General features: G+C 58.4%; 17 protein-coding genes and 1 pseudogene. 14 read left to right on the forward strand and 4 right to left on the reverse strand.

All coding sequences use genetic code 11. The features are described from left to right. Positions 1 to 50 precede the first annotated feature (50 nt). Positions 51 to 197: a hypothetical protein gene (locus OKW39_RS20715; RefSeq protein WP_429563399.1), complete on the reverse strand. Its 147-nt coding sequence runs from the start codon at positions 195 to 197 to the stop codon at positions 51 to 53. Between the two features lie 173 nt (positions 198 to 370). Here OKW39_RS20715 and OKW39_RS20720 point away from each other — a divergent pair, with 173 nt between their 5' ends. Continuing rightward, the gene (locus OKW39_RS20720) at positions 371 to 745 is read left to right on the forward strand and encodes a hypothetical protein (protein WP_429563400.1); all 375 of its coding nucleotides are present in this window, start codon (positions 371 to 373) and stop codon (positions 743 to 745) included. A 107-nt stretch (positions 746 to 852) separates the two neighbouring features. On the opposite strand, the gene OKW39_RS20725 is transcribed toward OKW39_RS20720, so the two are convergent. Both OKW39_RS20725 and OKW39_RS20730 read right to left on the reverse strand, forming a co-directional pair. Further along, positions 853 to 1,542 (reverse strand): iron-containing redox enzyme family protein, encoded by a 690-nt coding sequence (locus OKW39_RS20725; RefSeq protein ID WP_429563401.1) that lies wholly within the window; start codon positions 1,540 to 1,542, stop codon positions 853 to 855. An 8-nt stretch (positions 1,543 to 1,550) separates the two neighbouring features. Then, the gene (locus tag OKW39_RS20730; protein WP_429563402.1) at positions 1,551 to 2,966 is read right to left on the reverse strand and encodes a hypothetical protein; all 1,416 of its coding nucleotides are present in this window, start codon (positions 2,964 to 2,966) and stop codon (positions 1,551 to 1,553) included. Positions 2,967 to 3,810: 844 nt separating this feature from the next. Between OKW39_RS20730 and OKW39_RS20735 the strand changes: the two genes are divergently transcribed. Beyond that, on the forward strand, positions 3,811 to 4,008 hold the full coding sequence (locus OKW39_RS20735) for a hypothetical protein (RefSeq protein WP_429563403.1): 198 nt from the start codon (positions 3,811 to 3,813) through the stop codon (positions 4,006 to 4,008). Further along, on the forward strand, positions 4,008 to 4,385 hold the full coding sequence (locus tag OKW39_RS20740; protein WP_429563404.1) for a hypothetical protein: 378 nt from the start codon (positions 4,008 to 4,010) through the stop codon (positions 4,383 to 4,385). Before OKW39_RS20735 ends, OKW39_RS20740 begins: the two co-directional genes overlap by 1 nt. 23 nt (positions 4,386 to 4,408) lie before the next feature. Here OKW39_RS20740 and OKW39_RS20745 read toward each other — a convergent pair whose 3' ends face one another. Continuing rightward, the gene (locus OKW39_RS20745) at positions 4,409 to 5,542 is read right to left on the reverse strand and encodes a tyrosine-type recombinase/integrase (protein WP_429563405.1); all 1,134 of its coding nucleotides are present in this window, start codon (positions 5,540 to 5,542) and stop codon (positions 4,409 to 4,411) included. Positions 5,543 to 5,616: 74 nt separating this feature from the next. Between OKW39_RS20745 and OKW39_RS20750 the strand changes: the two are divergent. The 11 genes and pseudogenes from OKW39_RS20750 to OKW39_RS20800 form a co-directional block, all read left to right on the forward strand. Further along, positions 5,617 to 5,715: pseudogene (locus OKW39_RS20750) on the forward strand (hypothetical protein); the annotation flags it as partial. Between the two features lie 222 nt (positions 5,716 to 5,937). Continuing rightward, the gene (locus tag OKW39_RS20755; protein WP_429563406.1) at positions 5,938 to 7,236 is read left to right on the forward strand and encodes a tyrosine-type recombinase/integrase; all 1,299 of its coding nucleotides are present in this window, start codon (positions 5,938 to 5,940) and stop codon (positions 7,234 to 7,236) included. A 1,122-nt stretch (positions 7,237 to 8,358) separates the two neighbouring features. Then, positions 8,359 to 9,192: a phytanoyl-CoA dioxygenase family protein gene (locus OKW39_RS20760; RefSeq protein WP_429563407.1), complete on the forward strand. Its 834-nt coding sequence runs from the start codon at positions 8,359 to 8,361 to the stop codon at positions 9,190 to 9,192. Positions 9,193 to 9,209: 17 nt separating this feature from the next. Beyond that, positions 9,210 to 9,623 carry a RidA family protein gene (locus tag OKW39_RS20765; RefSeq protein ID WP_429563408.1) on the forward strand — a complete coding sequence of 138 codons (414 nt, stop codon included), beginning with the start codon at positions 9,210 to 9,212 and terminating at the stop codon, positions 9,621 to 9,623. 76 nt (positions 9,624 to 9,699) lie between these two features. After that, the gene (locus OKW39_RS20770) at positions 9,700 to 11,064 is read left to right on the forward strand and encodes a DUF1329 domain-containing protein (protein WP_429563506.1); all 1,365 of its coding nucleotides are present in this window, start codon (positions 9,700 to 9,702) and stop codon (positions 11,062 to 11,064) included. Between the two features lie 77 nt (positions 11,065 to 11,141). Then, positions 11,142 to 12,974 (forward strand): DUF1302 domain-containing protein, encoded by a 1,833-nt coding sequence (locus OKW39_RS20775; protein WP_429292811.1) that lies wholly within the window; start codon positions 11,142 to 11,144, stop codon positions 12,972 to 12,974. 64 nt (positions 12,975 to 13,038) lie between these two features. Next, on the forward strand, positions 13,039 to 15,399 hold the full coding sequence (locus tag OKW39_RS20780) for an efflux RND transporter permease subunit (protein WP_429563409.1): 2,361 nt from the start codon (positions 13,039 to 13,041) through the stop codon (positions 15,397 to 15,399). Positions 15,400 to 15,416: 17 nt separating this feature from the next. Further along, positions 15,417 to 16,382 (forward strand): WD40/YVTN/BNR-like repeat-containing protein, encoded by a 966-nt coding sequence (locus OKW39_RS20785; protein WP_429563410.1) that lies wholly within the window; start codon positions 15,417 to 15,419, stop codon positions 16,380 to 16,382. A gap of 88 nt (positions 16,383 to 16,470) precedes the next feature. Next, positions 16,471 to 17,949: a flavin monoamine oxidase family protein gene (locus tag OKW39_RS20790; RefSeq protein WP_429563411.1), complete on the forward strand. Its 1,479-nt coding sequence runs from the start codon at positions 16,471 to 16,473 to the stop codon at positions 17,947 to 17,949. After that, the gene (locus tag OKW39_RS20795) at positions 17,950 to 18,630 is read left to right on the forward strand and encodes a c-type cytochrome (RefSeq protein ID WP_429563412.1); all 681 of its coding nucleotides are present in this window, start codon (positions 17,950 to 17,952) and stop codon (positions 18,628 to 18,630) included. A gap of 187 nt (positions 18,631 to 18,817) precedes the next feature. Beyond that, positions 18,818 to 19,951 (forward strand): saccharopine dehydrogenase family protein, encoded by a 1,134-nt coding sequence (locus tag OKW39_RS20800; RefSeq protein ID WP_429563413.1) that lies wholly within the window; start codon positions 18,818 to 18,820, stop codon positions 19,949 to 19,951. Positions 19,952 to 19,965 lie beyond the last annotated feature (14 nt).

Consider the following 19,965-nt stretch of genomic DNA (forward strand, 5'->3'; position numbering starts at 1 on the left):
TCGAGAGGAAAGCGTCCGGCAAGATCAGCAGGACGAAAGCGAGACGTTAGTTAGCAGCAGGCGAAGTTGGGATCGTAGTCCGATCCATCGTCTGAGCGACGACGATCGCCCATCAATCGGTCAGTTACATAAGCGACGACCGCACTGACAGCTTCGACGATCACGAACAGCAGAAAACTCATGATAGCTTTCTTCACTTGCGACTCCTTGGATGCAGGGGAAGCTGGTTGTTCCCGGTATTGTTCTTGTACCAAGGCTGAGGAGGAAAATTGAACGTCGTACTTCGTAGAGCGTGCGTCTTGCAAGTAACGTCGCTGCGGGCCGGCATCACATACACTTGATTGGACGAATCACATGCGTGGAGGCGGAAATGCGGTACCAGGACTTTGACGAGCTCGAATTCACGCGTTACGACGACGAGGACGAAATGCGCCGATACGCAGAAGAGCAGGAACGATCTGAGGAAGAAGAGCGCAAGCGAAAGAGGGACCGAGACCAAGCTATGCTCGACGAGGAACGTGAGCGTGAAGAGGAAGACTATTGGCGTCGACGTCAGGAGGAGCGGCAGTGGTCGGACGATTGCGGAACCGAAGCGGAGACTGCACGTGATCCGGAGGAAGAGGCGCGCATTCGGAAGCGCAACGAGCTTATCGTCAGATTTTCTCGGTACGCGGGGCTGGTCGGCCTCGGCGCATTACTGGGTGTCGTGACGGCTTCAGCAGCAGTTTATGCGGGGAATCGATGAGATTGGGCTGCGTTGAGTTGACGCGCAAACGCGGAGACACCGAGGCAATCGTGAACGTGCGCTCGTTGACGACCCTGGATGTGGGAAATGTCGATGCCGCGACGCATTCAACGTTTCGATGCGCCACCATTGACGGTTTCATAAAGACCCTCCCAAAAGCCCGCGAGTAGATCGAGGCATTTTCGAGCACCCTTTTCGGCTTCCTTTAACTGATCCTCTTCCTTGATATAACGCATCAACGCCATTCGCATGGCGTCGCTATGGTCGGGTTCGTCGCTCCGGTGAACCTCAAAGAAAATTAATCCTTCGGATCCCTTCGATCCAGGCCAATCAAACCAAGCGAACGCCTTTCGAAATTCCTTTAACATGTGATCCGCTTGAAATTCGAGAGCATATTGGGCTCCTAAGCCTTGAATAACCTGATTGCCGTCATGGTAAATTTGATGCAGGCCGTGGACCAAAGCTTTGGTCGAGGGTAGTCTTATGTTTACGTCGTCTGTAACATCAGATATGCCGACCTCTTCACATAGTGTGCGAAACAGGCGACTATGAGCTTTCGATTCGACGCCGGAACCCAGTTCAGAATATAAAATTGAAACGAGATAAAATTGCACACCTCCACGAGTACTTGATACTAACCCCGCGAGGATGCCGGGAAATGCCGATGTAAAAGACAGATATTCTGGACAAATTTTACGCAAATCCTCCAATTGGAGGCCGCCCTCTATATATTCAAAGAACCTATTCGTGCAGGCATCATGGGCATTGATGATGGAGTTTAAATGATCTAGTTGCATGTCGCACCTCACGTACGATAGTAATTTGATAGCGGCGTGGAACCATCCGTCTGCAAGGCGCCTCGCACCCAATCGATATCTCCCCGGAAGGTGGAGATGGTGTCTAATCGCTCTAGCCGTTCACAATAAATAAACGTTTCAACCGATCGATAAAGAGGAATTTCATTGACTATTTCTTCAGCCGTCTTTAGGCAGCGGATAGCATGGTTTCGTGCCTGATCAATCGAACGCAAATCGGGATGGAAAGTTTTGAAATCATCTTCCCCGTTTGTTTCTGGAAGCTCGATCGCCACCGCAATAATCAACGATGCACAAAAATTGTATATGGCGCATATGCATGGATCAGCTTGCGTGTGACTGCGTGACATTTCAAACAATTTAAAGCTTTCTTTGATCGATGTCTTTAACAAATTTCCGATTTTTGCCTCACCTTGCGCTAGTGCATCGAAAATTCGTGGGGAGCACAATTTTAATGACCAGAGCGATTTTGCCATATAATATTCAATCGAATTCATTTCGTCGCCTGAAGCATTGCTTAGGCCCGGTAACTCGCTCTTCGACTTTAGATAGCATGGTCGCAACACTTCGACCGCCTTCTTGTATAGTTCTGCCCGTTCCATTGACGTCCCGACGAGTGTGGCGCGTTGCAAATATACGATGGTCTCGCACCATGGGCTCCACAGATTAAGACGGCCGAGATGGGACGTCCGATACCTCTCGTTTAACTCAATGGTGACGTTGAAAGCCCGATCCAAATCTGTCAGGCGCCCCGCTTGCCGTAAGGTTTGCCACTTCCGAACAAGGAGATCTCCCATAAACAGATCTGCTTGGTTTGGGGGCTCACACGCTTGAATGGCTATATCAAGAAGTTCTACCGTCGAGCGGGAGGGCTGTCGTATTTTGCCGACCAACACTTTAGCAAGGTCACTTAAGCCATCAACCTGTCCTGAGTAACCGATTAGTGCACTTCTCGAATTTGCTTTTGTCCCTAACCAATAAAGGGCCCTAGAATAGGCGAGCTTGGCAATTGTCTGTTTCTCAGATTGAGATATGGCTTCCCAGAATTTCTCTCCGGATGGCCCACTGAAAATTCCATCGACGGCTCGCAAATATTCAATTACTACGGATGGAATCTGCTGAGTAAAAGTTATTTTTGGAATCGTTGAAAAAGCTAGGATTGAAGTGGCAATAACCAGATGACTTGTTCTTCTGTGCTGCTCAATCAAGTCGTCGAATTTATCTTTATATTGTCGATTGAGCTCGAAGATTTTGACGGCAGCAAAAGTGCCGACGATCGCTAAAACCGCTAACAGCACAGTGAGGGCAGACAGTACTGCCGTGATCCAGAATTCAACCCGACCGCTGATTTCCGCAATTGCGGCAGAGGCGGCGACAGACGCGGCGGCAGAAGCCTCGGTTGGCATATCTCTCCCCAATCGCCCACAGCGATAGGCTGCCTTCAACAATATTAAACTTGATGTTATCGCGCAAGGTTAATCGAGAAGTCTGGCGCTTGCTTCGTTGCGCCAAACGCAACAATCGAATCGGTATAATTTTTTCAAGCGATATTTAACTATTTACATACGCGGCAACGGAACGATCGTTCGGCCCGCTCACGATCGCCAGTCAAAAAAGCGGTCAGAGTTCGGGCTGCAACTTCGGGAGTGCAGGTCATCGGACCAAAAAAGCACGCACTTTTCGTGGAATGCTGAGTTCCGTTCTCGAGGTGAGGCGTGTGGTTTCGGGCTGATCAAGGAACGATACTCAGCCTGTAGGTCTGTATCAAATAGCGACTGGAAATAACATATGTGTTTGCAGACGTCTTGCCAGTGACAGCTGTGACGTCGCCAGACCTGAAACGTGACAGAAAGAACCCTAACCCACATAACGACTGTGACACTGTGACGTTTGTGACGCGGCGGATGGGCGACGTCCGTGAATCGACTGTCGACCGATTCCAGGCGAACCGAATTTCGGAACGCCGAGGATCGGGTAAGCCTAATATATTTTTCCTGTCACAAAGGTCACATTGTCACAATCTTGCTCAGCACGGTTTATCACCCTGACGGCCCCGTCACATCCCCGTCACTCCGTCACAAACCTCTCTTCTCGGCCGACACTTCTGCGGAACCCGCTGAGATTTACGAACAAGCCAAAAATAGAAAAATTTAACGAAAATTATCTCGAGCCTCTGTCACGAATTAAAATAAATTTAGATATGGACATGTCAAGAAATTATCTTGATATTGATAACCGAATGGAGGAAAAATGTTCAATTCTGAAAATTTTGTGCGTCGTGCAATCGATATAATTGGCGGTCCAACCCGTGCAGCTAATCTCGTCTGCGTGAGTAATGCAACGATTCACGCCTGGATCAAGAACGGCCGGATTCCGAACATCGACAAGGCGAAGATCGTCGCCAAATCGTCAGCGATCGATATTCATATGCTACGTGGTACACGTTGATGGATATCACCACGCTCAAAAACGTGCTCGAGCATCGAATCGAGCTCAGCCCGGCGACCGGCAGGCCCCGCTTCAAGGCAATGCACAATGACGTCCTGTTCCACATTGAACGGCTGGGCGGCACCGCGAAGGCTGCAAAGCTGCTGGGTGCATTCCCTGCGGATGTCGAACAATGGATCGACGAACACCATGTTCCGCAACCCTTTGCCGACCGGATCCACAAGCTTACAGGCGCATACGTGTCTTGTATTCAGGAGCCGCCGACCGTATTGATCGGGGAGGCGAACGTGTGGCCACCGGTTCGGAACGGCGACATCCAGAAGAGGCTTGGCCTGCCGCCGCTTGCCGACGATGGTGCTACACGCGTCTATTCATAAACCTATAGCTGTTTCACCTCGGGCTAGTCATGTCCTGGTGGTCGTTCAGCTGGCCTATTCAAAGATGCGCCGACCGAACGAGGTGTCGTTGTCGATGGTTGGGACATACGATCCAGCTTCTCGATCAGAAGTCCTGTTTGCAGATGGGTGTACCGCTTCAGACATTGCATCGTGCGATGCCCGGAAATGCTTGCGACCTCAATCAGGTTGAAGCCACTTTCAACCAGGGAACTGATGCATTCATGCCGCAGGTCGTGGAAGCGCAGATTCTGAAGGAAAAGGTCATGCTTAACCTCGCTTGCGGATACGCCGCGTTCTTCCGCTTCCTGTTCGTATGCGTGGCGGGCCCGCTGCACGGCCCGCTGAAACGCTCCTGACAAACTTGTGCCGTTTTTGCTGAAGAGTGGTCCCTCCGTCTGGCGGGGGAGGGACCTAAGGGTTTTCGTCGCCTCCAGTGTCAGTGGGACGGTACGGGTATCGCCGTTCTTGGTCAGTGGTAGCCTGACGACGCGCTTGCTGAGGTCGACATATCGCCATTCCAGATTCAGGATCTCGGAACGACGCATCCCAGTCTCAACTGCGAGTCGAATTATCGTCTGGAGGTCGGGAGCGAAGCGGGCAGCATGAAGAACGTAGTCAAGTTCCTGGCGACTGACGCGCCGTTCCCTTGCCTTGCTGTTCGGTGGCTTGCGGATCCCGCTTATCGGATTGGTGTCGAGCATTAGCCAGTCTCTTTGGCACACCGTCAAGACTGCTGAGAGGCAGTCGATGTATCGGCGTGCGCTGGCCGGCTTCAGGGAAGAGCGAAGCAATTTGTCCCTTTCGATAACGAGATCCTGCCTGGAAATCTCACTTACCTGACGATTTCGGAGGGACGACCTCGTCCAATACCGAAGCAGATATTGCTCAGACTGATGCCCTCGTTTGGCGGGGAGGACTTCGGCATAGTACCGGTTGATGGCATCGGCCAGCGTGAACCTGGCAGATGTCGAGGCTGACCTGTTGCTTCCGGCCTCGCCAACGCCATGCTCCAGCAGGATTCTCTGATGGGTTTCCCATCGCTGTGCTTCGACTTCAGTCTCGAAGCTCTGGGTGACTGTGTGGCCCTTGACGGCGAGACGTACCTGGAATTTGCTACCACGTCGGCGAATACTCATTGCTCTGACCCCTTGGACAGAGCCTGGACAGGAAGGAACTGAAGCCGTGTGAATCCCCGCCAGACAAGGCTTCCGGGCATGTGTCGAACCGGATCATCAACGAAGTGCGCGGGATCAACCGGGTCGTCTACGACATCTCGGGGAAGCCGCCTGCGACGATCGAGTGGGAATGATTTAGACTGCTCCCAAGCCGTCCCGGGAGCGCCGGTTTTCCCTGTTTTTCCGTTAAAAAACATGGGGTTACTGTCCGATTCGATCCGTTGCAATCCGGACAGTGCCCGAAGGAAATGTCGGTATTGTTGACGGTATCGTCATTTCTCCCTCGGACGGCCTCGTCCGATACCGTCAAAGCGGTATGACGGTATCGGCTGACGGTATACGTTCGAGGAGTTCTTATGCTCACCGACATGCAGTTGCGAGCGCTGAAGCCTGCCGAAAGAATCTATAAGGTCACCGATCAACGGGGGCTCTATGCGGCGGTGACGCCGTCAGGCGCGGTGAGCTTCCGGTACGACTACCGGTTGAACGGTCGCCGGGAAACCCTGGTTATCGGTCGGTACGATCCATCACTTTCCGCACGGAAGCCACGCAAGGCAGACGAACTCGGATTCGGAATGGCTATCAGCCTCCCGGAAGCCCGGCTTCTACGCGATCAAGCCTACGGAGCAACCCAACGCGGAGAAAGTCCTTCACGTGCGAAAGTCGAGAAACGGGTCGAGGCGACCGAGGCACTGACGTTTGGTAAGTGGGCGGAGAAATACTTTGTGGAGACTGCCCTTGCCGACTCAACACGAGCGATGCGCAAATCGGTATACCAGCGGAATCTCGCGTCGGAATTTGGCCGGCTGAAGTTGGAAGAGATCACGCCCGCACGACTAATGGCGCGCTGCGAGAAGATCAAGGAGAGGGGCGCCGCGGCCCCTGCCGTGCAGGCGCGCGACATCGTTCTGCAGGTCTACCGTTTCGTGCAGGCGCGGGGACTAAAGGTGGACAATCCTGCGGAGGCCATCCGCCCGTCTGCCATCGCCAGCTTCAAGCCGCGTGATCGGGCACTGTCGCCTGCCGAAATCCACGTCTTTTTCAGTGCACTGGAACGGACGCCGACGATGCCTACGCTGCGTCTTGCTATCAGATTCATGCTGCTCACGCTGGTGCGCAAGTCCGAGTTCATTCTGGCGATGTGGGGTGAGATAGATTTCAACGCCGCAGTCTGGACAATTCCGAAGGAACGGATGAAGGCCGGTCGCCCCCACATTGTCTATCTGAGCCAACAGGCTTTGGATATTCTGGTTGCATTCAAGACGTGCTTCGGAGCGAGTTCGTACGTGCATCCCGGCCGCTATGAGACGGCTTCCCCAATAAGTGCGGCGACCCTGAACCGTGTTATCGACAGCACGGTCAAGCTGATGCGCGACGACGGGGCAGATTTTGATCCTTTCACGGTGCACGATCTGCGTCGGACAGCCAGCACGCTGTTGCACGAAGCAGGGTTCAACACCGACTGGATCGAGAAATGTCTCGCTCACGAACAGCGTGGCGTGCGCGCGGTCTATAACAAGGCGGAGTATGCAGAGCAGAGGAGGGCGATGCTCCAGGCGTGGGCAGATATGCTGGACGGCTGGATTGCTACGAATCCAGAGGCAAGCGTCCTAGCGTTGGCGCAGCCTCCCAAGACTCGTGAGTACGTCTCTTGAGCTCGAACTTCTGTGTGCTCAAGAATGTACCCGTTTGCACTCGGATCGCCATGTTTGACGCTGGACCGCAAGAAACAGAATTTGGTAGTACGTCGAAAATGTTTTTGATGAATCGGACTCCTATTTATCACGGAAAACCTTGTTTTGGTTCTGGGAGAGGACTCGAATTGAATGAGTAACCTTCTGAAAATCGCAAGAAAATTACTCTCTATCTCAGCGATATACGCACTTGTATGCGCAAAAGACCAAGATACTTGTATGCGCAAAAGACCAAGATCTCAGCGGCGCATTATCGTTTCCGTGAAACGATTCCGATATTTCGCTTGGGACGAGGGCAGTAAATCGCACCCGCTATCCGGTCTTTTTGCCCAGGAAGTTACAGCATGCAGACTCGGCTAAAGTCTACAGTCCGACGGTAGACGTTCCGGTTCAGCCAGGGAACAAACGTGTATTCGTCGTATGCGTTGCTGCCCATATAAATCCAATTGCTGAGAATGTTGGACATTACCGTCTCCTACCCTTTCCGTTACTAGTTGGTCGCGCCTGGTTTGCGGCATACCCGCTCCAAGCCACGTTCTAGCGCCTTCTGATCCCATGGTGCCGGGCTGCTACCCGAGCGGCTGCAGCACGTCACCGCCATAGAGCAAGACCGCACGCCGCATCGACACCGCCATTTCGCCTAAAAAGTGATCCGAGAAGCCGGTCTTTACGATTGGTATCCGGATCGTGGATGTTTGCAGAGGAACACGGCTGACGCGACACCATTCGTCTGCCGCGGCCAGCGCGACCGCAGATACCGGATATTTTCATCAAGTAGTACAGGATGACTAAGATAGGTCAAAGTACAAAATAAAGCAAGGAAGCCTGGACAGTACGCCCATCGGCCCGTGTCAATCGAAGGCAGGGACTCGGTCGCCCACGCCGCCTGCCGGAGCGGAAAGCCCTATCCCGCGACTAACGGAGTGGCTGGCTGATCCGTACGCTCACCAAGGCAGGGAATTCCCTGTCTTTCTTCTTTTTTTGACTTTTGTATCATGACCTAACTTTGGTGGTATTTTCTACTTATGGCGCCACGGGAAGCGTTTGCAACCTGGTCGCCGATTGACGGTTCAGGAGTCGATCATGGATGAAGTCGCGCACAAGGCGTTTGCGGAAGACGGCGCCGTTCTGGTCAAAGGTCTTCTCAGCGAGCAACAGTTGGCAAGGTGCCGGCAGGTCTTCGACTGGGGCATTGAAAACCCAGGGCCCATGGCCTGCAGCCTGTTCGAAGGCACGGAGCACAAGACGCACAACGACAACGCCAATCCGTTTGCGAAAGAGCGTCTGGACGAGCTGGCTGGAGAATTGCCATTCGGCCGACTGCTCACGGATCTGTGGGGCTCGGATAGCGTCTGGTATTTCGCGGAGGAGCTGTTTCTCAAAAGCGGAGGCAAGAGTGGTCGCTCGCCGTGGCATCAGGACACGTCCTACCTGCCATGGGAGGGGTTGCACTTCGCCAATGCGTGGATCAGCTTCGAGGCCGTACCCAAACAAAATGCGCTCGAGATCGTGCGCGGCTCGCATCGAGGCCCGCGTCACGACGGCACGACCTTTCAAAATGCTGAAGATCCGACTGATCCTCTGCATGGCGGCGATGCGTGGCCGCGCCTACCGAATATCGAAGCTGAGCGCCGGGTCGACCCCGCTGCCTACGACATCATTTCGTGGGCGACGGAGCCGGGCGACGTCCTGCTGCTGCATCCCGGCGTGCTGCACGGCGGCGGCGCGGTGGACGCCGCATTTCCAGATCGCCACACGCTCGTGCTGCGCTTCTTCGGCGACGACGCGGTTTTCAGTCCACTTCCACAGCCGAGCGTCTCGGGCTTCACACCGGCGGGCGTCCTGTTCCTCGATGACCTTGCCGGGTTAAAAGAAGGTGATCCGTTTCGCGCGCCGTGTTTCCGTCAACTCGTGTGACCATAGGAACCCACATCATGACAACGTCCACCAGGCGGCAATCGGTCGTTCCGCCGCCGTTCCAGGCGTTCTACGACGCTTACCATTTTTCGCCCGCGACACGCGTGGGCGACACGATCTGGGTCTCCGGCCAGGTTGGCATCGGCCCCGATATGAAAGCCGGCGAAGGTATGGAGGCGCAGGCCCGCATTGCCTTCGAGTCCCTGAAAGCCGTGCTCGAGAGCGCGGGCGGCAGCCTTGCAGACATTGTGGAGCTGACCACGTTCCACACGGACCTGCGCGGCGAGATCGAGGCCTTTTCGGCGGTCAAGGACGCGTACTTCCCGGCGCGCTATCCGTCGTGGACCGCGGTTGGCGTAACACAACTGGCGCTTCCCGAGTTGTGCATCGAGATTCGGGCTGTGGCGGTGGCAGGGTGCGGCGAGGGCTGAGCGGTCCGGTCCCGGGACGCCTGGTTTGAATCAAACGATATGTACTGCAAATGAACGTGGTATAGGACGGAGAGTCATGATGAGAAGGCACACAATCGGAGCCGCATCTGCCATCACGGCGGCGTTATTGTTCATGGCCGGCGTGGCCGCTGCCGGCGACCTCACGCCGGTCGGCGGCGAGCGAGCGGCCAGCAAGGACGGGCTCGTCCCGGCGTTTGCCGGCAGGGAGGCCACGCCTGCAGGCTGGGAATGGGGCAAGGTTCGCGGCGAGTTCTGGTCGCACAAGAACGAGAAACCCTTGTACACGATCGATGCGTCGAACGTCGACAAGTACGCCGACAAATTAGCGCCGGGGCAGATCCAGCTCATCAAGCAGTCGAAGGGTTACCGCATGGACGTCTATCCGTCCCACCGCGAATGCCAGTTGCCGGACTTCGCCGAGCAGAATTCGAAGGCTAATCTCACGACGGCGAAACTCGCTTCGGATGGTGAGACGGTGCAGGCCGCAGTGCTTCCCGGGGTGGCTTTCCCGCAGCCGAAGAGCGGCGCCGAAGCGATCCTCAACTACGAGACGCGCTATCGCGGCGAGGGTATCGAGTGGTCACCGGTTGTGACATCCATTTCTCCGCGCCCCGGCAGTAGTGACTGGATCGACGCAATCGGCCCGCAGGCGTTCTATTTCCCGGCGGGCAAGGAGGGCAAGACCACACCGCAGGACGTCGATCAGTTCAACCTCGGCGCCTATTTCTCGGTCGATTCGCCCGCGGCGCTGGCCGGACAGGCATTCGTGCAACGCCAGTACTTCGACAAGGACTCGGAGACCTACTACTACTTCCCTGGACAGCGGCGCGTGAGACGCATGCCGGCCTATACGCACGATGCGCCGCTGATCGGCTTCGAAAACCAGTACCTGATCGACGAATCCAACATGTTCAACGGCTCCATCGACCGCTTCAACTGGAAGCTCGTGGGCAAGAAGGAAATGATCGTCCCGTATGACGATTTCGGCATGTACACCTTCAAGGACAAGCTGCACGACGTCGCCACGCCCAACGGCATTTCGTCCGATCATCGTCGTTACGAGGTGCACCGCGTCTGGGTGGTCGAGGCAACGCTTAAGCCATCGGCCCGCCACGTCGCTTCGAAAAAGGTCTTCTATCTGGATGAGGACAGCTGGCTCGCGCTCGTGGGCGAGGACTATGACGCGCAGGGCAAGCTCTGGAAGATGCGCGAGAGCTACCCGATCCCGGTATGGGAGTTGGGCGGCGCCTGCGATAACGAGCCGATGGCGCAGTACGATCTCAACAATGGACGCTACGTCTTTGACGCCTCGTCGATCGGCCAGGGCAAGGACGTCCGCTGGTACCAGCAGGTCAACGATCCTCGTTTCAAGACGGACTTCTACTCGGCCGAATCCCTGCGATCGGTGAGCGAGCGCTGAAGTTCGGCAAACCACAAAGGGGGCCGGCGCGCATCGATGAGGCGCGCTGGCAATGAGATTGGCGGCAGGGGAGGGTGATGAAAACGAAGACGATAGGAAGGACTGCGACAGTTTCGCTGGCGATCGCCGGCGCGGCTGCCACCTCCAGCGCGTATGGCTACGAGTTTACGACCGGGATCAACGATCTTACCGGCTCGTGGGTGACCAACCTCACGGCGGGCGCAGGCATCCGCACCAAAAACCCGAGCTGCTCGCTCACGGGTGACCCGAACGCGTTCGACTGTGGAGCAGGCGCTAACGTGAACCAGTGGGGCGTTGGCGACAACGGCAACCTGAACTATCGCAAGGGTCAGCCCTTCAGCACCTACGTCAGCGCGACGAGCGAGCTGCTCTTCAAGATGCCGAGCGAGGGACTCAAGTTCATGATTCGCGGCACCGGCATGTACGACTTTCTTGCCGGTGATACGAACAGAACCCCGCTATCGAGCACCGCGTCGGCACAGGTCGTCTATGACGTGCAGTTGCTCGATCTATGGGGCGAGAAGGACTTTACGATCGGTGGTAACGCCGCGCATGTGCGGCTCGGCAATCAGGTGATCAACTGGGGAGAAAGTATCTTCGCGATGGGTGGCGTGAACGCCACTAATTCTCTCGATGTCCAGAAGCTGCTGATTCCCGGCTCGCAACTGAAGCAGGCGCTGCTTCCGGCGCCCATGATTAGCTTCGCCGCCGATCTTTCTCATGGTTTTAGTACTGAGGGTTACTATCAATTTTGGTGGAACGGCAACCGCTATCCACCGGTCGGTTCCTACTGGTCAGTGTCCAACAGCCTCGGCCGCGGGACGGAGCCATATACGGTCAGCACCAACAACCTCAACGTAGCCGGCCCGAGTGCAGGCACGATCGCCGGGCCTGCCAGCGGCAACCAGGACACGCTCAACGGCATCTACACGGGTCTCGTCAACGGCGCTTTCGCCGGGCCGCCGTACAACGTGATTGGCCTTCCGGTCGAGTGGCAGGCACCATCAAAGTACAAGCCCCAGTTCGGCGTGAAGTTCAACTATTCGCCGCGCTCGTTTGACGCAAACTTCGCGATTTACTACCTCAACTATACCGACAAGTCGCCGGTGCTTTCGTCGCTGGCCAACGGGACATTGCAGTGGTCGTATCTGCAGAACCGTCAGCTCTTTGGAGCGAGCGCAAACTTCGGGCTTGGTCCCTGGGCGATCGGCACGGAGCTTTCGTACCGGCCTCATGATGCCGTGGCGCTGTCGAGCTGCTATGGCGCGGGTGGCCCGCTGGACCTGAACACCAACGGCGTGGCAGGCATCGACTGCCAGCAATGGGCCGATAAAAAGAGATTCCAGTACGACATCAACGGCATTCTCGCGCTCACGCGCAGCGAATATCCGTTTCTCAAACTGATCGGCGCAGACGCTGCGGCGCTCACCTGGGAACTCACGTGGATCTACTACCCGGGCCTGGGCTCGAATGGCGTTACGCGCACGGTCAACGGGCAGAGCGTCACGCAGGTGCCGATGGCGGGATATTTCCCATGGCTGAACAACAACTCGAACCTGGGCTATCCCATCGCTATGGGACAGGGAACGTCGAGCTCGGTGGGCGCCACGGTGGACTTCAACTGGACCTATGACGGTTCTCTGATTCATGGCTGGCAGGTGACGCCGGGCATTACATTTGCCGATGGCCTGTACGGCTATACACCAACGCTGAGCGCGAACTACATGCAGGGGGCGAAGTCGTTGAACCTCTACGTGCTGTTCAACCAGAACCCGACGGTGTGGCAGGCGGGGATCAACTACACGCTGTTCTGGGGAGGGCACAACACGGTCGGACAGCCTTATGCGGACCGAAACTTCGTCGGGATGTTCGTCACCCGCAACTTCTGACGATTCATCAGCCAGAGGGCGATCCCACGTATGGGATCGTCGAAACACCTGAAGGGATAATGCCGTGTTAAATCGCCTGGTAAAAACGCTGGAAAGGGTCTTCTTCGGTTACCGTGCGGCGGTGCTCGTGAGCATCGTCCTGTTCACCGCCGTCATGGCCTTTTTCGCGGTGCAACTGCGCATGGACGCGGGCTTCGAGAAGCAGATGCCGATCGGCCACGAATACATCCAGACCTTCCAGAAATACCGCTCCGACCTGCTCGGCGCGAACCGGATCACCGTGGTCGTGCGCGCCCGCAAGGGCCCGATCTGGACGAAGGAGGGCCTTACGCGTCTGTACAAGGTGACCCAGGCCGTCTCGTACCTGCCGAACGTGGACCGCATTGGCGTGCAGTCGCTGTGGACGCCAAACGCCTACGTGAACGAGATCACCGACGAGGGCTTCCGCGCAGAGCCGATCATCTCCGGCACGATCACGCCGGACCAGCTCACGCCGGACGTCGTCGCGAAGATCCGCCGCGCGACCACACTCGGCGGCTATGTCGGCACGCTCGTTTCGCACAACGAAGACAGCGCCATGATTACGGCCGAGCTCAACGAGCGCGACCGCAACGGCAAGGTGCTCGACTACGTAGCGTTCAACCACCTGCTCGAAGCGCAGATCCGCAAGCCGTTCGAAGACGCGGGCTATGAAATCCAGATCATCGGCTTTGCCAAGCAGATTGGCGATATCGCCGATGGCGCGACCGCCGTGCTCGGCTTCTGCGGCATCGCACTGCTGCTGACTGCGCTCGCGGTCTACTGGTACTGCCATTCGGTGCGCTTCACGGTGCTGCTGATTTCATGCTCGCTGACGTCGCTCGTCTGGCAATTCGGCACGCTCAAGCTGCTGGGCTTCGGACTGGATCCGCTCGCGGTGCTGGTGCCATTCCTCGTCTTTGCGATTGGCGTCTCGCATGGCGTGCAGCAGGTCAACTTCATCGTGCGCGAGATCGCGCACGGCAACAGCTCGTTCGACGCAGCGCGGCACAGCTTCAGCGGTCTGCTGATTCCGGGCGTGCTGGCACTTGTCACCGCATTCGTCTCGTTCATCACGCTGCTGCTGATTCCGATTCCGATGGTGCGGGAACTGGCCATCACGGCTTCGCTGGGGGTCGCATACAAGATCGTGACGAACCTCGTGCTGCTGCCGGTCGCGGCGTCGTGCTTCAACTTCACGAAGCGCTATGCGGACAGTGCGCTCAAGCGCGGCGAGCGGCGCTCGTCGTGGCTGCGGGGGCTCGCGCGCATCGCGCAGCCGCGCTATGCAGGCGCGACCGTGGCATTGACGCTGGTGGTGTTCGCACTGGCCGCCTGGCAAAGCCGCGACCGCGTGATCGGCACGCTTCAGCCGGGCGCGCCGGAACTGCGTGCGGATGCGCGTTTCAACCGCGATGCCGCGTCGATTGCGTCGAGCTACGACATCGGCCTCGACTGGCTCACGGTCGCGATCGAGTCGGCGCAGAAGGGCTGCGATAACCCGGCGGTCGGCCTGTACGAGGACGACCTCACGAGTGCGATGCGCACCGAGCCCGGCGTGGTATCGGCACAGTCGTACTCGGCGATGCTGCGCCGTTACAACCAGGGCTACAACGAGGACTATCCGAAGATGAATGTCGTGCCGATCGACCCGGAGAACTATGGGGCGGTGTCGGTGGACGTCGGTCGTGTCAAAGGCTTCATGAAGGCGGATTGCAGCATGACGGCCGTGCATCTGTTCCTCACCGATCACAAGGCCACGACGATCAGCCGGATTCTGGATGACGTGAAGACGTATCGCGCAACGCATCGGTTCCCGGGCATTGCCGTGCGTCTCGCAGCCGGCAATGCGGGCGTACTCGCCGCAACCAACGAGGAAGTGGCGGCAAGCGAGCTGCCGATGATGCTTTACGTGTACGCGGCGATCCTGATCCTCGTGTTCCTCGCCTACCGCGACTGGCGCGCGATGCTGGCGTGCTGCCTGCCGCTATCGGTGGCGACGTTCATCGGTTACTGGTTCATGAAGGAACTGCAGATCGGGCTTACGGTAGCCACGCTTCCGGTGATGGTGCTGGCCGTGGGCATTGGCGTTGATTACGCGTTCTATATCTACAACCGGCTGCAGGTGCATCTGGCGGGTGGGCAGAACATCGTCAAGGCGGTGCAGCACGCGATGCTCGAAGTGGGCGTGGCGACGATTTTCACCGCGATCACGCTGGCGATCGGGGTGGCGACCTGGAGCTTCTCGGCGCTGAAGTTCCAGGCCGACATGGGCAAACTGCTGGCGTTCATGTTCCTCGTGAACCTGCTGATGGCGATGACGGCGCTGCCCGCACTGGCTTCGGTGCTGGAACGGTGGTTCCCGAGGCGCAAACCGGCGCGCGCGCCCGGACTCTTCAGTCATTGAACATGGGAGACGCAGTCATGATCAAGATGCTTGTTGCCTGTGCCGCGCTGTGCGCGAGTGCGGCAGTCTGGGCCCTGCCGCCGGGAACCGTTGCGCAGTGGGCGGCGATGCCGGCGCGCGCATGGGCGGGCCCATCCCACATGATGTTGCTGGACGCCGCGCGTGCGGGCAAACGCATCGTGGCGGTGGGCGAGCACGGCGTGATCGTTCTATCGGATGACGAAGGAAAGACGTGGCGCCAGGCCCGGCAGGCGCCGGTCTCGGCCACGCTTTCGGCGGTGACGTTCATCGATGCGCAGCGCGGCTGGGCGGTCGGCCAGTGGGGCGTGATTCTCGCGACCACCGATGGCGGAGAAACGTGGGAGAGGCAGCGCATGAATCTCTCGGTGGACCAGCCGCTGTTCTCGGTTCTGTTCACGAACGAGAGGGATGGCCTTGCGGTAGGCCTGTGGTCGCTAATGCTGGCCACACACGATGGCGGCAAGACGTGGGTCAAAGTGACCGTGCCGAAGCCGCCAGGCGGCACGAGGGCGGACCGCAACCTGTACCACATCTTCGCGGACCGTCAGGGCGCGCTTTTTATCGATTCGGAACAAGGCATGGTGCTGAAGTCCACGGACGGTGGCGCGAACTGGAGTTATCTGGCGACGGGCGGCAAGGGCACGCTGTGGACGGGCGTGGCGCTACCCGACGGGCGGATCGTGGTGGGCGGCCTGCTGGGCAGCCTGTACCAGAGCAGCGACGGCGGAGCGACGTGGGCGGCGCTCGACTCGGGCACGAAGAGTTCGATCACCGATCTCGTGGCGACTCGAAACGGATTGATGGGCGTCGGGCTCGATGGCCTTGTGTTCCGGCAACGCGAGGGCAGCACGTCGTTCGAGGTTCAGCAGCGCGACGATCGCGCGACGCTCACCGCTGCAGTGATCGATGACGCCGGAAAACCGGTGTTGATTTCGCAGGACGGGGCGCTGACGGCACGTTGAGAAACGCCAGTCGCTACATTGTCAGAACGTTCTCCTTAGGTGCAGAGAAGAAAGGGGAGAAATAATGAAACTGAATTGGGCATCAAGCATGGATCGGAAAAATAAGCCGGATGCACAGACCCGGCGTCAGCTGCTACGTGTTACGGCGTTGGGGGCGGCGTCACTCGCCGCCGGCGGCATGTCGCTGGCACAAGCCGCCGTAACCAAGCCCATCAACGGCGACATTCTGGACGTCGCGATCGTCGGCGCGGGTCTAGCAGGACTGACCGCGGGTCGCGACCTCAAACAGGCCGGATGTGATTCGTTCGTCGTGCTCGAGGCACGCAACCGCGTCGGTGGACGCACGTATAACCATGACCTCGGGCATGGCGTCGTTTCCGAAGCCGGAGGGCAGTGGATCGGTCCCGGCCAGACGGCGATCTTCGATCTGGCGCGTCAACTCGAGATCGATACGTTTCCGAGCTGGTACACCGGCAAGACCGTGGTGATGGCGGAAGACGCCACGGTGGCCCAGGACTTCCATGGTGGGACTGGCGGCGATGACACGATCGGGAACCGGCTTGCCGAACTGTCGCGCGGTGTGCCGTCCGGCGCGCCGTGGACGGCGCCTCATCTGGCGGAACTGGACAAACTCTCCTACGGCGAGTGGCTCTTGCAGCAGGGGGTGAAATACGAGGACGGCTACTTCCTCGCACTAGCCGCGAAGCTGACCACGGGCGGCGCGCCGGCGCAGCTGGGTCTGCTGCATTACTTATCGATGATCAACAGTGCAAGCTGCAACTACACGCAGCTCGAAGCGTTCAAGGGCGGCGCGCAGGAAACACGCATCGTCGGCGGCTCGCAGCGTCTGAGCATCAAGATGGCCGAGCAACTGGGCGACAAGGTCAGGCTGTCCTCGCCGGTGCGCAGGATCGCGGGCTGGGATCGTGATGTCGTTGAGCTTCACACCGATCAGGGCGTCCTCAAGGCGCGTCGTGTGATCGTTGCGATGAATCCGGCCCTGTGCAATCAGGTGGTTTTCGATCCGCCGTTGCCCGGCGGACGGGCGCAACTCCAGCAGAACTGGCCCACGAACGCCCCCATGCGCAAGACGGTCCACGTCTACGACAAGCCGTTCTGGCGTGACGCCGGATACTGCGGAACGATCTTCCAGGTCGGCGGCCCGGTCTTCATGGCCTACGACAACTCGCCTCCCGATGCATCGCTCGGCGTGATCGCCGCATTCGTTGCACCGGGGATGCTGCCGCACGACTCGGCGATGGCCGAAAAGACACTGTCGGCCACTTATGCCAAGGCATTCGGGGACCGCGCGCTGCATCCGACGCAGTTCCACGATTACGACTGGGGCCGGGTCGATCCCTGGACCCTGCATTGCATCAATCCTATGCCGCCGGGCTTCTGGACGAAGTGGGGCAAGTATCTGCATCCCGAAGTGGGGCGTCTGATCTGGTCAGGGACCGAAACCGCGGACATCTGGGCCGGCGCAATGGACGGCGCAGTGCGTTCGGGCCACCGCGCTGCCTTGCAGGCGCTGGCCGGCTTCACTCGACGCGGCGAGGTGGCGTGAATGAAACGCACATGGATCGTGAGCGCAGCCGTCTTGCTGGCAGGTGTCGTGAGCGTTGGAGCGCTCTACGGACGCGATTACTTCGACGGCATGCAGTTTGAGAAAGCGATGAGCGAGGTCGACAAGACAGAGGTGGCCAACGGCGGCCCCTGGCCGCAACGTCAGGAGACCTGCTACTTCTGTCACGGTGCGCACGGGCAATCCGTCAACGCCTCGTATCCGGCGCTGTCCGGACAGCCCGAGGCTTATCTCGTCGCGCAGTTGCACGCGTTTGCCGATGGGCAGCGACTCGACCCCTACATGGGTGCGATTGCGAGGGAGCTTACGGATGAGCAGATCAAAACACTGGCTGTCTATTTCTCGCGGCAGATGCCGGTCCAAAGTGAAGCGGAGCGCGGCCAGCCGGCGCTCGAACAGCGCGGCATGGCACTCGTCGCGGCGAAAAGCTGCCAGGCCTGCCACGGGGCATCGTTCATGGGCCGGGAACAGATTCCACGGCTGGCCGGCCAGGGCGAAGCCTATCTCGCGAAGCAGCTTGCTGCGTTCAAGACGGGCGAACGTCGTGACCCGAGCGGCGCAATGAACGGGATGGCCGCTACATTGTCCGGCGAAGACATCCACGCGGTGGCCAGCTACCTTGCGGGGTTGAGCCCGGGAGGCGGCAGCGCAGGCATGCAATAGCCGCTATGGCGTAGAGCTACAGGAGTCGGGAAGAAGCAGGAAATAACCTGCTTTTTTTTAAATCTATGTATTTTGTAACATGACCTATATTTGGTATTATGTTCTATAACATCGGAGCGCATTATCGCGGCAAGCCCGGCATCTAGCCGACGCAAACATTCCACCAATCAGGTTTCAGGAGGCAGGTATGGCAAGGCACCCCGTCGTCGTTTATGGCGCAAGCGGTTACACCGGCATGTTGATCATGGACTGGCTCATCGACCAGGACATTCCCTTTACGGCGGTTGCGCGCAATGCGAAGCGTACGCAGGACATGATGGCGCAGCGAGTCGTGCGCCTCGAATCAGCGAACTACGAAATCATCGAGGCCGACCACAATGTTGATGCGCTCGTGAATGCATTTCGAGGTGCGAAGGTCGTGTGCACCACCGTCGGGCCGTTCTTCGATTTCGGGCTGGTTGCGGTAGAGGCGGCACTCAAGGCAGGTTGTCACTACCTCGACACTACTGGCGAGCAACACTTCATCCGCCAGGCGCGCGATCAATTTGGCGAGTTGTGCCGTCAGGCTGGTCTGCTGTTGTCGCCGTCGAACGCGTACATGTACACGTTCGCGGAAATTGCCGCCGAGCTGGCACTCGAGACGCCGGGTGTCGACGCGCTCGAGACGGCGACCTTGACGCGGGGCCCCCGCGGTGCCGGCGCCGGTGTGAGCGTCGGCTCCACGGCGACCATCTTCGGAGGCTATCGCCAGGAGTCGTGCTATCTGTGGGAAAAGGAGCTGGTGCCGCATGAGAAGCACGCTTCATTCAACGTTGCCTCCCCCGATTTCCTTCAGCCCGTGTTCGCGCTCCCTTGGGGTGGCACGTCGCTGCCGGTGTACTTCGAGCACGATCCGCGCGTGCGCAGCTGCATTTCTTGCGTGGGCTTCTACGACAACAACGCGATGCAGATGGTGCATGCGCTCGGACAAAAGTGGGATGCCGAGTACGCGAACCTGCCCCGCGAGCACCAGGATGCGGTGCTCAAGCAGCTCGTCGATTCCACCACGCCGGCCATGCCGCCGCGCGAGCGCACGTCGCTTCATCGCACGGTCGACTTCGCGATCGGTCGCGGCCAGCTTGCAGCGGTGCGTGCAACCCTGCACGGCATCACGCCGTACATCTCCACTGGCGCCATTCATGCGGCCGGTGCCATCAAGCTGCTTGACGGCGAGACCGCCAGGGTGGGCTTCGCTTCAGGTTCGAAGGCATTCGGACATCGCTATTTGCTCGGGTTCCTCGAGCAGCGTGGGCTCGCGCGCGCAACGATCGCGCAGCTGTAAGCACCGCGCGCGCA

This window comes from Paraburkholderia sp. MM6662-R1, from assembly GCF_050436245.1.
In the GTDB taxonomy this organism is placed as follows: Bacteria; Pseudomonadota; Gammaproteobacteria; order Burkholderiales; family Burkholderiaceae; genus Paraburkholderia; species Paraburkholderia tuberum.